Here is a 13,803-nt window from a genome sequence, read left to right as displayed (position 1 = left end):
GAGGAACAATGGAGGCTGAACTAGGGTTCTTCTTACTGATTTTCGTCGCAATGGGGGCGAGTTGTTCTGCTGTATTGCATTGGTATCGCCGTGCAGCGGCTAAGCCCATTATGTTAGAACACCAACTTGCGACCTCACATCTCATCAGTTTAGCCTCTGTTGTTTGTCTATTACTGCTGATTGTCTGTTTTATCCAAGACAATTTTGCTCTTGAATATGTGATCACTCATTCCAACAGCCAATTGCCAACCGCCTACAAGGTTGCAGCGGCATGGGGTGGGCACCAAGGCTCCATGCTGTTTTGGGTCGTGACGCTCAGTTTATGGGCATCATACATTGCTCTTAGTTCTCCGATTAACCAATGCTACACCGCAGATTGCCTTGGCATTATGAATGTCCTGATTGCCGTTTTTGCTTGGTTTACGTTAACAACGTCTAACCCTTTTGAGTTCGCAAAAACATTGGCAGTAGAAGGACGTGATTTGAATCCAATGCTGCAGGACATTGGATTGATCATTCATCCGCCACTTTTATATTTAGGTTACGTTGGTTATTCCGCCATTTTGGCGTTTGCACTTTCGGCGTTATTAAGCAAACGGCCTGTCAATGAATGGTACTGTTGTACGCGAAAAGCCGCATATTTTGCCTGGGGAACCTTGACTGTTGGTATCCTTGTCGGCTCTTGGTGGGCATACAATGAACTTGGCTGGGGAGGCTGGTGGTTTTGGGACCCAGTAGAAAATGCCTCTTTATTGCCGTGGTTAACAGGCACTGCACTCCTGCACAGCGGAGTATTAGCAAAGAAAAATCAGGGAGCGTTGTGGAGCACATACGCGTTGGCGTTTGCGACCTTTAGTTTAAGCATTCTCGGGACATTTATCGTACGTTCTGGCGTATTAACGTCGGTGCATGCTTTTGCTGTGGATCCTACCAAAGGTTTAGCCCTGCTTGCTGTGCTTAGTGCGTTAGTATTGATGACGTTTAGCGTACTGATTGTGCGTGGAGATGCCATCAAACCATTTAGGTTACGTTCCTTGATCAGTCGAGCTTATATGGTGTGTGTGTCCATTGGACTTTTGGTCATATCCACGGCGATCGTCTTTTTAGGTACGTTCTACCCGATGATTTATCAATTGCTAGGGTTGGGAAACATCTCTGTTGGTGCGCCGTATTTTAATAGCTTAATATTTCCTCTCAGTATTTTCGCTTTGTTGGCGTTAGCCATGACGCCAATTTTGCGGTGGACAAAAGGAGTGTGTGCGAACTGGAAAAGGCAATTCGCCTTCGCAAGTACTATCGCTTTAGGTGTCGTAGCCGTCTTTATCTTGTCGGTTGATACCGTGCGTATTGGGACAATCACGAGTGTATTTTTAGCAGCTTGGGTTATTACTACGCACACTATGTTATGGCTGAATGCCGAAAACAAAGGGCCACTAATCAAGATGGTATTAGTACACGTCGGTTTTTCTGTAGCCGTTGTGGGAGCTGTCTTCAACAGTGAATACTCGTACCAATACAACTTGCGAGTAGAGCCTGGTGTTTCACATCAAAGAGCAAACATTGGTATCGATTATCAAGGTATGGATTGGGTAATAGGGCCAAATTACACCGCAGAACAAGCAAGGATCATTTTGCGCCTTGATGATCAGACCCGCTATGCATTACAACCTGAAAAACGCCATTATCCCGTGCGAGTAATGAACATGACTGAGCCCGCGATTCTGAGTTTATGGCACGGAGACTATTATCTGACGTTGGGGGATAAAGTTGGCACAAACGCTTATGCAATAAAAGTTCAGTACCGGGCGGGGATTTGGTGGATATGGTCAGGCGGTTTGATAGCGGTGTTTGGCGCATTGACGACTGTGTATCGCAAAAGAAAGAGGGCCGTGAATGTCACCGAAAACTATGCCTAAACTATTCGGGTTATTTATTGCTGTTGCCGTCTTTTCAGTCGTGGTCGTTGCGGCGTTATCTGACCGCCCCCACGTTGAGCAAGCAAAGGAAAGCACGCTAATGGTTCCAAATTTCAGCGCTGTATCGGTTATCTCTGGAAAAGAGGTAACTCAGGTGTTGTTTCAAGACAATGGCTATAAGTTGCTGAATGTGTGGGCGTCATGGTGTGGGATCTGTAAGAAAGAACATGAAACACTTTTGCAGATAGCGGATGCGGGAGTGCCGATCATTGGTTTGAATTATCGAGATAATAACTCTGCCGCTCAAAACTACTTGAGCTCTAAAAACAATCCTTATCAAGACGTGATTAGTGACCCAAATGGCGAATTAGCGGTTGAGCTGGGAGTGATAGGTACACCAGAAACTTATCTTATTGATCAAAATGGCAAGGTTTTGATCAAATATCGGGGAGCAATCACGATCGACAAATGGAACTCAATATTTTCTAGGTATTTTAATGGCGCTATTTAAATATATATTTATTACCGTTTTTGCACTTGCATTATATTCTCCTGTGAGCAATGGGAGTGAAATTAAGCAGAACGTTGATCTTTTTGAATTTCAATCTGTAGAAGTGCAACAACGAGCAACCTCGCTCGCTAAGACATTGCGCTGCCCACAATGCCAAAACCAGAACTTGATTGAGTCCAATGCGCCAGCGGCTAAAGATCTTCGGTTAAAGGTCTATACCATGGTCAATGAAGGTAGCTCCGATCAGCAGGTAAAAGATTATTTGGTTGAACGATATGGAAATATTGTTCTGTATCAACCTCCATTTAATTATTCAACTGCGCTATTGTGGATCTTTCCTATTATATTTTTGATCTTTTTTGCTCTATTTTCGATCCGACTAATCAAGCGAAATTAATGTGACCATTATTCCAGTATGGAAAATAAATTGTGCATATAACAAGCAGAGTGTTATCATTTTTTGGAATTTATGAAGCCTCCAGTATAAAGCTAACGATAAAATTTGAGCTGGAGAAGTAATAAAAGAACAACAGTAGGTGTACGCAGTGGATTCAGTTATATTGCAGTTAAAGAAGGACTTTTATTCGCAGATTCGTGCGTTTCAAACACCGAAGCTGCCACAAGTGACTTCAACTCTCGCCGTCCTAACAGACGAAGAAATTCAAGAACTCGAAGCGGTATGGATAGAATTAGCGGTTTGGAAACGTAGCCAAACTCATTAAGATTCCTTTTCATGCTCTAACCTTTACCAACCCCAGGCAAAAATTTGTCTGGGGTTTTTTATTGTAGTTTTATAAAATTGTTATACTATAACAATTCATCAGCGCAGCAAGATAAGTGATCGTCTTTGTCTGCGGAAGGGGATAAGATCAACCCAATTGTGATCTCAACATTGAAAAATGCGGTATCAATCCCCATAGTTGAAGAGCAATAAGTGAATCCCATGAATGCAATAACAAAAACGCACCAAGCGCATCAAGCAATAAATCGAGTGAGTATAGATATGGCGGAAGTACGTGCCAGAGTAGATTTTAAAGTCGGGGCTAAAAGTAATATCGATGCTGAGATCCTGTCTTTCCGTGGCCTTAAGACAGATAAAGAGCATGTGGCAGTTATTTTTAAACAAGCGGATCAAACGCAAGACACGCCGCTAGTGCGTATGCATTCCGAGTGTCTGACTGGCGATGTTTTCCACTCATCTCGCTGTGACTGCGGTGAGCAGTTAGAAGAAACGATCCAACGTATGGGCGAATCTGGCGGCGTGATCCTTTACCTTCGCCAAGAGGGCCGTGGTATCGGTTTGTACAACAAGATTGATGCGTATCGTCTGCAAAGCCAGGGGATGAACACTTACGAAGCAAACAACCATTTAGGCTTTGATGATGATTTAAGAGACTTCACAGAAGCGGCACAAATGTTAGAAGCGTTAGGTATCAAGAAAATTCGTCTTGTGACCAATAACCCTAAGAAAATCCGTGAATTAGCGGAATACGGAATTGAGATTGTCGAAGTTGTCAATACTTCGGCGCACATTAAAGATGGTAATGAAAACTATCTTAGAGCGAAAGTTTCTCACGGCAAACATAACCTAAAGGTTTAATCCTAAAGAGAAAACTGTCAATTATGAATGTTAAAAGCCTCACAGTGATGAGGCTTTTTTTGTATCTGGAGTTGCAAATAAATTGTAAATTTGTATTATCTCGTGACTAAAAGTGCAAATAAGAATAATTAGCACTACGAATATAACAAATGAATTGCTCAACAAGGATGCTTCAGATGAATGCAAAAACAGTATTAGTCCAATCTATTGCTGCTTCACTCCTCATTGCCAGTGGTACTACCGTTGCTGCTCAAGTAACAAAACAACAAGTTGTTGAACATTATGCAGATGTGGCTCACGCCGTATTTGCTGACTCACTGACGACGGCAAAAACGTTGGAAGTGAAAATCGATGAATTTTTAAAAGCACCATCTGAGGCAAAGCTTGAAGACGTTAAGCAAGCTTGGCTAGAGTCCCGCGTGCCATACCAACAGTCTGAAGTTTTCCGTTTTGGCAACGCAGTAGTCGACGATTGGGAAGGTCAACTTAATGCCTGGCCACTTGACGAAGGTCTTATCGATTATGTAGCTGCTGACTACCAATATGAGCTTGGTAACGAAGGTGCAGCGGCAAATATCATTGCTAACACAAGTCTAACGATCGGCCCGTCTAAGCTTGACGTGGCAAAAATTACTCCAGAATTACTTGCTAGCTTGAACGAAGTAGGTGGCTCAGAAGCAAACGTAGCAACGGGCTATCATGCGATCGAATTCCTTCTATGGGGACAAGATCTGAACGGCACAAATGCAGGTGCAGGTCAGCGTGCTTACACGGACTTTGTTGTTGGTTCTGGTTGTACAAATGGTCACTGCGATCGTCGCGGTGAGTACTTAAAAGCCGCGGCCGATCTACTGGTTCAAGATCTTGAATGGATGGAAAAACAGTGGTCTGCTGATGAAAAAGGCAACTACCGTCAAGAGCTACTAACAGGTTCTGCAGATAATGGTTTACGTAAAATGCTGTTTGGTATGGGCTCTTTGTCTTTGGGTGAGTTAGCTGGTGAGCGTATGAAAGTTGCGCTAGAAGCGAACTCTACGGAAGACGAGCACGATTGCTTCTCGGATAACACGCACAACTCGCATTACTACAACGAGCAAGGTATCTACAACGTTTATACGGGTACATACAGCCGCCAAGATGGCACGGTTCTTACTGGTCCAAGTATCGCAAACCTAGTTGCTCAGGAAGATAAGAAAGCCGCTGAAGAAATCCAGAAGCAATTTGACGTAACACGCAGTCAAGTTGGCGAGTTGGTGACTTCTGCTGAAAAACACAATCAGCATTTCGACCAACTTATTGCTGCGGGTAATGCTCAAGGCAATGCTCTGGTTAACGACACCATCATGGCGTTGGTTGCACAAACCGGTGCTATTGAGCGTGCAGCGGGTATTGTCGGCATCGATAGCCTAAGCCCAGACACCGCAGACCACGAGTTTTAAGAACACATAATAATAAACAAGGGCTCATCGTGAGCCCTTTTGCCGTTAGAGCTCGTTGTTATCCATTCATATAAGAGCAGTGATATGAAGCCATACCTACTTTCCGCCTTTGCCGCGATCCTTTCGACTTCTGCCATGGCTTACGATGTTAAGTCTGGTGGCAACACCAGTGTCAAAAAAGACGGTGCTAATGCCTATTCATTACCCGCGACGAACTTGCCAATGAGTAAGCGACTTGATTTTAGTGTGGGCAATAGTTTTTTCCGTAACCCATGGGTGCAAGCGCCAGCGACTACAGATGCAAGAGACGGCCTTGGCCCGCTTTTCAACACCAATGGTTGTCAGAATTGCCACATAAAAGATGGCCGTGGGCATCCTCCTGAAAAAGACGACATTCATGCCGTGTCTATGTTGGTGCGTTTGAGTATCCCGGCGATGACGCTAGAGCAGAAGAAAGCTTACATCATGGATGGCGGTATTCCGGAGCCTACGTATGGTGGGCAACTGCAAGATTTTGCTCTGCAAGACCAAACGCCGGAGGGCAAAATTGCTATTACTTATACGGACGTTCCCGTTGAGTTTAAAGATGGCAAAAAAGTGACGTTGAGAAAGCCTACGCTGAAAATTACCGATTTAGGTTATGGGGACATGCACCCTGATACGCAGTTTTCCGCTCGTGTCGCGCCACCTATGATTGGTTTAGGTTTGCTAGAAAGTATTCCTGATGAAACGTTGCTTAAGTGGGCAGACGAAAATGACCGTAATAGCGATGGCATCTCAGGCAAGGTGAATAAAGTTTGGGACATCGAAAAAGGCGACTTTTCGATTGGCCGTTTTGGATGGAAAGCAGGACAACCAACGTTGATGCAGCAAAATGCGGCCGCGTTTAATGGTGATGTTGGTCTAACAAGTCACTTGTTCCCGAATGAAAACTGCACGGCGAAGCAATCCCTTTGTGAGGAGTTGCCAAATGGCGGCAAGCCAGAAGTAAGCCAAAACATACTCGACTTCGTAGAGTTTTACAGCCAACACTTAGCCGTGCCGATTCGTCGAAATGTGAATGCTCCTGATGTTCAGCTTGGCCAAAAGATCTTTGCTGCTTCGGGGTGCGAAAGCTGCCATAAAACCAGTGTAAAAACGACAAAACGAGCAGACCGGCCTGCGCTTTCAGAGCAACTTATCCACCCGTATACCGATCTGCTGTTGCATGACATGGGAGAGGGCCTTGCTGATCATCGACCTGAATATCTTGCCAATGGCCGTGAATGGCGTACGCCACCACTTTGGGGGATTGGTTACACAGAAGAAGTGAACGGTCACACGTATTTCTTACATGATGGTCGAGCACGTAACTTGATGGAAGCGGTGCTTTGGCATGGTGGTGAAGCGGAACAAGCGAAACAAAATGTGCTATCGCTTAACCAAAAAGAACGTGACGCATTGATCGCGTTTCTGAACTCTCTGTAAGGATGCAACCATGAAGAAAACAACATTAATGAGCGCTGTTGTTGCAACGCTAAGCTTAGTTGGTTGCCAATCGACAACGGGCTCGTCGGATGCACAACCAGAGCAAACTAGCCATATTTCTCAAGCTGTTTACGAAGTGGAGTTTCATGCCGCACAGTCATTTTTAAGCCAAGCTTCGCAGTTAGAACAGAGCTTTGCTGATTTTTGTTCGGCGCCGAAAAATGACGTGGAACCAGTACAACAACAGTGGCACAGAACCATGCTGGCTTGGATGGCGCTTCAAGGACAGGAACGTGGCCCCTCGACCGCGCTGGAGCAAAGCTGGAACGTACAATTCTGGCCAGATAAAAAAAATACCACCGGGCGCAAAATGTCGGCGCTGACTAAAGCCGATAAAGTTTGGACAGTGGAAGAGATATCGACACAAAGCGTGACTGTGCAAGGTTTAGGGGCGTTGGAATGGTTACTTTATGATGATGCATCCACGCTTAATACCAATAGCAATGTATGTGCCTCAGGTGTTGCGATTGCCGAAAATTTGCACGATAAAGCACAGATCATCGCTAATTCTTGGGCTCAAAACCCGTGGAAGTCTTTGCAAAAGACAGAGTGGGAATCGGAGTACATTTCGCTGCTTTCTAACCAGCTAGAATACAGCATGAAAAAGCTCAGCCGTCCGCTAGCCAAGATAGGGCATCCTCGTCCTTACTTCTCGGAGTCTTGGCGCTCAGAAACCTCGCTCTCTAACTTAAAAGCTAACCTAGAAAGCTTGCATCAGTTGTATTTTGCGAACGGTAAAGGGTTAGATGCGCTGTTAAGGGCGCAAGGTAAAACGCAATTGGCGGATCGCGTCGCGTATCAGTTTGACATGGCTTTAGAGACTTGGCCTGAAGATAAAAGCCTGTTCTCTGCACTACAAAGTGTGGACGGATATCGTTTGGTTCTCGCGCAATACAACAAGCTAGAACAACTTAAATACCTCATCCATGAAGAGGTGGCTATCGAGCTTGGTGTCGTTATAGGGTTTAATGCAACCGATGGTGACTGATCAAACCCGCCGAACGCTTCTAAAAGCGGCACTATTTGGAGCGGTAACTCCCGTGTTGCCGTTTGGTTGTGCGGCGACAACAAAGCGAGAGCCCGCATTGATTGGTTGTTCCATTGTCGGGCGAGATAAGTTTGCTGCCGTGGTGGCTGATGAACATGGTATGCCTATTTCGACGTTACCTATCCCTGAACGTGGACATGGCGTGGCGACCAATCAGCATGGCCACGCAGTTGTTTTTGGTCGACGTCCTGGCACTTTCTTTATGGTGTTCGACTATCGAACAGAGCAAATGGTCAAGTTGGAACTGGCAAAACCGGAGCGCCATTTTTACGGCCACGGCGTTTATTCTCACGATGGTCTTTATCTCTTCGCTACGGAAGGCGAAAGAGGCACTAGCCGAGGCATCATTGGTGTTTACGATGTTAAAAACCAATACCGAAAAATCGTTGAGTTATCGGGATTCGGCATTGGGCCTCATGAAGTGATCATGATGCCCGATGGCACGTTAGCGATTGGTGTGGGTGGAGTGCATACTAATGGCCGTGAGCCTTTGAATTTGGACAGCATGACGCCAAGCTTGAGCTACCTTTCGCAAAACGGCGAGTTGCTTGATCAAGTTGCGTTGCCGGATCATAAGCTGAGCATTCGTCATCTTGCGCATGATGGTTCAGAAACGGTGTTGTGCGGTCAGCAATATCGCGGAGAACCTGACGAATATCCTGCTTTGCTCGCCATGCATACGCGTGGAGGAGAGATGCAAACACTGCAAGCAGAACCTGAAGAATGGGCACGCTTTAATCACTATATAGCCAGTATTGCTGCAACCAATGATTGGATTTTAGCAACATCACCTCCTGGCAGTTGTTATGGCATTTGGTCTAAAGAAACGGGCAAGCTGGTGGAGCTGAATGCACTGCCAGATGCGTCTGGTGTGGTGATTTACGGCGATGAGTTTCGCGTCAGTTCTGGAGCGGGAAAAGTCGTTGAACAGAGACCTTCGCAATTCAAAAACGCATACTCAAGCGGTGTTCAATGGGACAATCATTGGTCACGAATTATTTAAAAAGTTCAATAAATAATCTCTTATTGAGAGATTTGTTGTCGATTTCGTCACCAGATTCTTAATTTTAAACCTGCAAGCTGTGAGATATTTGCCATACTTTTTTTATGGCAAGTAGCGCAAGGATCGTTTCAGTGTTTGCTAGGGTTTTAATAATGACGGCACTTATGGTGCCGTTTTGCAGCTTTTCTACCGTGGTTTCTCTCGATGCTTCTGCCCAAACGGAGCAAGAAGGGGCCGTAGAGCAGTTGTCTGTCGAAAAAATGATCCATTATCCAACGGTGATTGATCAACTTTACCAAAGTACGAATTACCGTTTGAATTGGGAAAATGAGAGCGATGTTGAACAGTTCATTTTTCAGATGAAGCTGGTCGCGCTTGCTGACGTTTCTAAAGAGTTTGACAACCAACTGCATCGTATTAACCAAGTAAGATGGAAAGGAGACAACCTTGACTTCGATTTGGTGATGACCGATTCCCTCCTTATGTACCTCAGCTATCTTGAGCAGGTTCCTCAAGAAGGCGTTAACTGGTTGTTTGCAAATAAAGCCCATGTGAGCTTTCCTGCGCCTAGTGTGGATACGCTATCGGTACTGAGCAATGAGATCACGGTAGGGAAGTTGGATCAGTTTTTAGCCAGCTTGCGCTCGCCTTTGCAGATGGATGCCTCATTTAATACGGTATTTGCTTCGCTTTCTGAATTCTCGCAATATCAATATCCTTTCTATGAGCAAAAAGGTCTGTTGCGCGTCGGTGATCCGATAGAAAACAAATCAACCCTTGTTGAACGCATGGCGATCGTCGGAGTGGATGTCAGTTACATCGATTCAGAAATACCGCAATACGATGAAAATTTGGAGCTGGCGGTGAAAGAGTTCCAGCGTATTCATGGCTTGAACCAAGATGGCGTAATTGGTCCGAACACCATTCGTTGGATTAACTTCTCTCCTCAACAACGTTTGCACTTGCTGGCATTGAATGCTGAGCGTTCTCGTATTTGGGCGAAAGAACGAGACAATGTCGTGTTTGTGAACGTGCCGGGTTATGAAGTTACGTACTGGCATGATGGTCAGCCACTGTTTGAATCAAAAGTTGTGGTTGGTCGAGCTTCAAGAAAAACCCCAATCATGACGGGAACGCTGGATTCGGTGATCTTAAATCCAACTTGGAATGTGCCTTGGAAAATCATGGTGAAAGACATCATTCCAAAAGTGAAACGCAATCCGATGTATTTAATGGAACATAACATTCAAATCATCCGTTCTTGGACGTCGCGCGAAATCATCGATCCAACCACGATCAACTGGGCAACAGTTAATCCAAGAACCTTCCCGTACCGCATGCGTCAGGCTTCTGGTTCGCACAATGCGTTGGGTTTGTACAAATTCAACATGCCGAACCCACAAGCCATATATCTACACGACACGCCGAGTAAAAACTTGTTCCAACAAGATAGAAGGGCGTTTAGCTCGGGTTGTGTTCGAGTAGAAAACGCCGATCAACTTGCAGAGCTTCTGTTCAAAACTCAAGGTTTGGAAGAGCGTTTAGAGAAAAAGCGGGAAAGCGCTCGTTCATCAACGACTTCGGTGCCACTAGGGGAACGTATTCCGGTACACATCATCTACCAAACAGCTTGGTTGGAAGAAGGCACGCTGTATTACCGAGATGACATCTACAAATACGACCATCAAGGCTAAGCCTGCATGGCTCGTAAATTTAAGAAAATTTACAATTCTAAAAAATCGTTTTCTGTTCAATAAGTAAACAAAAAATTCAGCGCGACTTCGATATTCCGGACCAATTTATGCATTTGACGAGATAAATTGGTTTCGGTATCGTCCGCTTTCTTTGTTTAGTAATTGAGCAGTGTTTTTGTTTATGGTAAGTCGTAATTTTTCTCGCCGTGATTTCCTTAAAATGACCGCTGGTGGTGTCGTACTGGCGTCTGCAATGCCTACACTTTCATGGGCTTCACTTCCGGATGAACCACGCGTGTTAGCCATGAATAACTTGAATACGGGTGAGCTTCTCGAGACGTGCTACTTCGATGGGAATCGCTACGTCGGCAAAGAATTGCAGCGTTTGAATGAGTTTTGCCGTGATCATCGCCGTAATGAAGTGCATCCAATGGATAAACGTCTGTTCGATCAAATCAGCCAAATTCAAAAGCTCATCGGTACTGAATCCGAAGTTATCGTGATTTCTGGCTACCGTTCTCCAGTGACCAATGCGTCCCTGCGCAGCGGTTCTACTGGTGTTGCTAAGAAGAGTCTACACATGGAAGGGAAGGCGATTGATTTTCGTCTCGATGGTGTAAAGCTGTCTACGGTGCGTGATGCGGCAATCAGTTTGAAGGCTGGTGGTGTTGGATACTATCCGGGCAGTAACTTTGTCCACATTGATACGGGTGCAGTGCGCAGTTGGTAAGCCTATTTTAGGGCTGGCGTAAGTCTTGAAGTCGCCTAGGGTTAGTGTCATAGTTGCGGCAGTTTTCACGCAAATTTATTCGGTAATAGGTTATCTATGGCTCTGAAATACCAAGTTGTCCCAGTGACTTCTTTTTCTCAAAACTGTTCTATCGTGTGGTGTGACGAAACGATGAAAGGCATCGTTGTTGATCCTGGCGGTGACGAAAAACAGCTTGCAATGCTCATCAAAGAGCTGGGTGTTGATGTGGTGAAATTGGTATTGACCCATGGTCACTTAGATCACGTTGGCGGTACTGAGCCATTATCAGCGCTGTTAGGCGGAACAGAAATCGTTGGGCCGCACAAAGCGGATAACTTCTGGCTACAAGGTTTGGAAGGGCAAAGCAAAATGTTCGGTTTCCCTCTAACTGAGGCATTTGAGCCGAATCAATGGTTGAATGAAGGTGACGTTGTCACTTTTGGTAGTCAAAAGCTGAACGTTATCCATACCCCTGGCCATACGCCAGGTCACGTAGTGCTTTATAGTGAAGAAGCGCGTTTAGCGTTTGTTGGTGATGTTCTGTTTAACGGTAGCATTGGTCGTACTGACTTCCCTCAAGGCGACTTCAATACGTTGATTAGTTCAATTAAAGAGAAACTTTGGCCTCTAGGTAACGATGTTACATTTGTACCGGGTCATGGTCCTCAATCTACCTTCGGTCACGAACGCAAAACCAACCCGTTTGTTGCTGACGAGATGCCACTATACTAGCGCCTTGTCTGTACTCGTAACTATTCTGGCTCGGCAGCCGCTAAGTATCGCCGAGTCAGCCCTACAAATTCGTCGGCTTCCCTGTCTAAATCACTGGCAGAAATAAACACATCATAGCCGTAAAATTCTCTCTGATACTTCATTCTATTCGCCAACATGGCTTGCAAACCGTCGTATTGTTTTCCCGCTTTGCTAGTGTACGGTTGTGGGTCGAGCACCATATCTTCAAATTTCTCTTCACAATGGTTCTGCCTTGCGCCCAAATACAACAAAGCGCGTTGGCTAAGTAAAATCTCCGTCGCGATACGCGGGCAAATTGCATCAAGATAAGGGGAGTAGTGTTTCAAGCGGATGCCTATCCACGGGAGCGGTTGATGCCAACCGTCTTGTTGATAACTGCATATACCAATGGACTCAATATTTCGCCAACGGACAACCCAACCGCCTTTAAACAGGTGTTGCTGAAAGTGCGAGGCGGTCAGTGTGAAAGTGACTTGGCTTTTCTTAATCATCAGGGCGGCGAAACCGACGATGATTGCCATCAAAATGACGGAAAGCATTGCTTGTTTCCAACCCGGAGAAATCACGACAAGAAATAGTGTAATGAGCGCTACCAGCAACAAAATCAATCTGTTGATTGGCGAATCAGACTTGAAGTGTGAATTTGTTAGATGCAGCGTTTCCATGCTCATACCTCAATGAATACTCCAAATAAAATCGAGATTTCTTGATATGCAGCTTGATGCTTTTAATCAAAACGAAACCTCTGTTTTTATACCCAGTATTCAATAAATCCGTTCACAAATGATCTGTTTAAATAGTAGACGTTCTAAGCTTTGAGCGCATTTTTCGTAGCGTTTCGCCGCTAAAACCTACAAATCGATTGTAAATTTTGGTATAAAACGCGCTTCAAATTTTCATCCCTGCTGAGATGCAGTGAACTGGAGAAATATTCAATGAGACTTGCTCATAAGCGTAAAGTGCAGATGAAACTGCAAAAACGCATTAAAGCGACAGTAGCAAACCTAGCTGCAGCACCAAAAACAGCAAAGCCTGTTGCGGAAAAAGCAGCAGTAAAACCTGTTGTGGAGAAAGCAGTAGCTGAGAAGAAAGTAGCTGCAGCGAAAACTGTTGATGTTGCACTTACTCCTAAGCAACAACAAGTACTAGACATCGTTGTAGCGAATGCTGAAGGTATCAACCCTAAAGGCATCGGTTTAGCAGCGGGTCAAGAAGACGCTAAAGCAGCATCATGGGCTACTGGCGCACTGAAGAAGCTTCTTGAAGAAAACCTAGTTCAAAAAGAGCAGTTGGCAGGTAACAAAGTTATCTACAAAGCAGTTTAATTACCGCTATTGTTCTGTTTTTATACAATGCCTCGGTGATCGCCGGGGTATTTTTTTGCCCTAATTTCTTACTTTCCCTTCTAAACAAGCGTGTATTTTAGCGATACAAAAATGGCGTTTGTCACATTTTTTTAAATACTGTGTAAATTTTTTGGCAAGTTAATACGTAAGTAGCTTTCTAAATAATGCCTTTCATGTTTGATTCATAACTCAATGATTTAAGGCGTTATAAAATT

The 13,803-nt window shown here is 44.8% G+C and carries 14 protein-coding genes; 13 read left to right on the top strand and 1 reads right to left on the bottom strand.

Features of this window, described 5'->3' with window-relative positions; genetic code table 11:
• Positions 1-8: 8 nt before the first annotated feature.
• From DYB02_RS11505 to DYB02_RS11450, 12 genes are all read left to right on the top strand, one after another.
• Entirely contained in the window at positions 9-1,916 is a 1,908-nt protein-coding gene (locus DYB02_RS11505) for a heme lyase CcmF/NrfE family subunit (protein WP_029804169.1), read from the top strand.
• The gene (locus DYB02_RS11500; RefSeq protein ID WP_024699808.1) at positions 1,894-2,427 is read left to right on the top strand and encodes a DsbE family thiol:disulfide interchange protein; all 534 of its coding nucleotides are present in this window, start codon (positions 1,894-1,896) and stop codon (positions 2,425-2,427) included. The genes DYB02_RS11505 and DYB02_RS11500 overlap by 23 nt, the downstream gene beginning before the upstream one ends.
• The gene (nrfF, locus tag DYB02_RS11495) at positions 2,414-2,824 is read left to right on the top strand and encodes a heme lyase NrfEFG subunit NrfF (RefSeq protein WP_005494740.1); all 411 of its coding nucleotides are present in this window, start codon (positions 2,414-2,416) and stop codon (positions 2,822-2,824) included. The genes DYB02_RS11500 and nrfF overlap by 14 nt, the downstream gene beginning before the upstream one ends.
• Before the next feature lie 148 nt (positions 2,825-2,972).
• Positions 2,973-3,149, top strand: a complete 177-nt coding sequence (locus tag DYB02_RS11490; RefSeq protein WP_005483239.1) for a hypothetical protein — start codon at positions 2,973-2,975, stop codon at positions 3,147-3,149.
• A gap of 221 nt (positions 3,150-3,370) precedes the next feature.
• Positions 3,371-4,027 (top strand): GTP cyclohydrolase II, encoded by a 657-nt coding sequence (ribA, locus tag DYB02_RS11485; protein ID WP_005457833.1) that lies wholly within the window; start codon positions 3,371-3,373, stop codon positions 4,025-4,027.
• 176 nt (positions 4,028-4,203) lie between these two features.
• Positions 4,204-5,466, top strand: coding sequence for an imelysin family protein (locus DYB02_RS11480; protein ID WP_029804168.1), 1,263 nt, complete (start codon positions 4,204-4,206; stop codon positions 5,464-5,466).
• A gap of 84 nt (positions 5,467-5,550) precedes the next feature.
• On the top strand, positions 5,551-6,933 hold the full coding sequence (locus DYB02_RS11475) for a di-heme oxidoreductase family protein (RefSeq protein ID WP_024702490.1): 1,383 nt from the start codon (positions 5,551-5,553) through the stop codon (positions 6,931-6,933).
• Between the two features lie 10 nt (positions 6,934-6,943).
• Complete coding sequence (locus DYB02_RS11470; RefSeq protein ID WP_024702489.1) at positions 6,944-7,981, top strand: imelysin family protein; 1,038 nt, start codon at positions 6,944-6,946, stop codon at positions 7,979-7,981.
• A complete protein-coding gene (locus DYB02_RS11465) occupies positions 7,962-9,044 on the top strand; it encodes a DUF1513 domain-containing protein (RefSeq protein WP_029804166.1) in 1,083 nt (360 codons plus the stop codon). The genes DYB02_RS11470 and DYB02_RS11465 overlap by 20 nt, the downstream gene beginning before the upstream one ends.
• A gap of 131 nt (positions 9,045-9,175) precedes the next feature.
• The gene (locus DYB02_RS11460) at positions 9,176-10,738 is read left to right on the top strand and encodes a L,D-transpeptidase family protein (RefSeq protein WP_456341217.1); all 1,563 of its coding nucleotides are present in this window, start codon (positions 9,176-9,178) and stop codon (positions 10,736-10,738) included.
• A gap of 181 nt (positions 10,739-10,919) precedes the next feature.
• Positions 10,920-11,468, top strand: a complete 549-nt coding sequence (mepK, locus tag DYB02_RS11455; RefSeq protein ID WP_005457820.1) for a peptidoglycan L,D-endopeptidase MepK — start codon at positions 10,920-10,922, stop codon at positions 11,466-11,468.
• 96 nt (positions 11,469-11,564) lie between these two features.
• Positions 11,565-12,221 (top strand): MBL fold metallo-hydrolase, encoded by a 657-nt coding sequence (locus DYB02_RS11450; RefSeq protein ID WP_025625995.1) that lies wholly within the window; start codon positions 11,565-11,567, stop codon positions 12,219-12,221.
• A 20-nt stretch (positions 12,222-12,241) separates the two neighbouring features.
• Here the strand turns inward: DYB02_RS11450 and DYB02_RS11445 are convergent, their stop codons facing one another.
• On the bottom strand, positions 12,242-12,907 hold the full coding sequence (locus DYB02_RS11445; RefSeq protein ID WP_029804164.1) for a DUF2982 domain-containing protein: 666 nt from the start codon (positions 12,905-12,907) through the stop codon (positions 12,242-12,244).
• 270 nt (positions 12,908-13,177) lie between these two features.
• On the opposite strand from DYB02_RS11445, the gene DYB02_RS11440 reads away from it, so the two are divergent.
• Positions 13,178-13,567 (top strand): hypothetical protein, encoded by a 390-nt coding sequence (locus DYB02_RS11440; protein WP_005490722.1) that lies wholly within the window; start codon positions 13,178-13,180, stop codon positions 13,565-13,567.
• The last annotated feature ends 236 nt before the right edge of the window (positions 13,568-13,803 follow it).

Origin of the sequence: Vibrio parahaemolyticus, assembly GCF_900460535.1 — a bacterium.
GTDB lineage: Bacteria > Pseudomonadota > Gammaproteobacteria > Enterobacterales > Vibrionaceae > Vibrio > Vibrio parahaemolyticus.
Note: the sequence above shows the minus strand (reverse complement) of the source record. Positions and strands in the feature narration are given on the sequence as shown.

What these genes read in the sequence shown, in the direction of transcription:
- DYB02_RS11470 (WP_024702489.1), top strand. Translation starts at nt 6,944, where the DNA reads ATGAAGAAAACAACATTAATGAGCGCTGTTGTTGCAACGCTAAGCTTA.
- DYB02_RS11505 (WP_029804169.1), top strand. Translation starts at nt 9, where the DNA reads ATGGAGGCTGAACTAGGGTTCTTCTTACTGATTTTCGTCGCAATGGGG.
- nrfF (WP_005494740.1), top strand. Translation starts at nt 2,414, where the DNA reads ATGGCGCTATTTAAATATATATTTATTACCGTTTTTGCACTTGCATTA.
- mepK (WP_005457820.1), top strand. Translation starts at nt 10,920, where the DNA reads ATGGTAAGTCGTAATTTTTCTCGCCGTGATTTCCTTAAAATGACCGCT.
- DYB02_RS11465 (WP_029804166.1), top strand. Translation starts at nt 7,962, where the DNA reads ATGCAACCGATGGTGACTGATCAAACCCGCCGAACGCTTCTAAAAGCG.
- DYB02_RS11450 (WP_025625995.1), top strand. Translation starts at nt 11,565, where the DNA reads ATGGCTCTGAAATACCAAGTTGTCCCAGTGACTTCTTTTTCTCAAAAC.
- ribA (WP_005457833.1), top strand. Translation starts at nt 3,371, where the DNA reads ATGAATGCAATAACAAAAACGCACCAAGCGCATCAAGCAATAAATCGA.
- DYB02_RS11475 (WP_024702490.1), top strand. Translation starts at nt 5,551, where the DNA reads ATGAAGCCATACCTACTTTCCGCCTTTGCCGCGATCCTTTCGACTTCT.
- DYB02_RS11500 (WP_024699808.1), top strand. Translation starts at nt 1,894, where the DNA reads ATGTCACCGAAAACTATGCCTAAACTATTCGGGTTATTTATTGCTGTT.
- DYB02_RS11480 (WP_029804168.1), top strand. Translation starts at nt 4,204, where the DNA reads ATGAATGCAAAAACAGTATTAGTCCAATCTATTGCTGCTTCACTCCTC.
- DYB02_RS11440 (WP_005490722.1), top strand. Translation starts at nt 13,178, where the DNA reads ATGAGACTTGCTCATAAGCGTAAAGTGCAGATGAAACTGCAAAAACGC.
- DYB02_RS11445 (WP_029804164.1), bottom strand. Translation starts at nt 12,907, where the DNA reads ATGGAAACGCTGCATCTAACAAATTCACACTTCAAGTCTGATTCGCCA.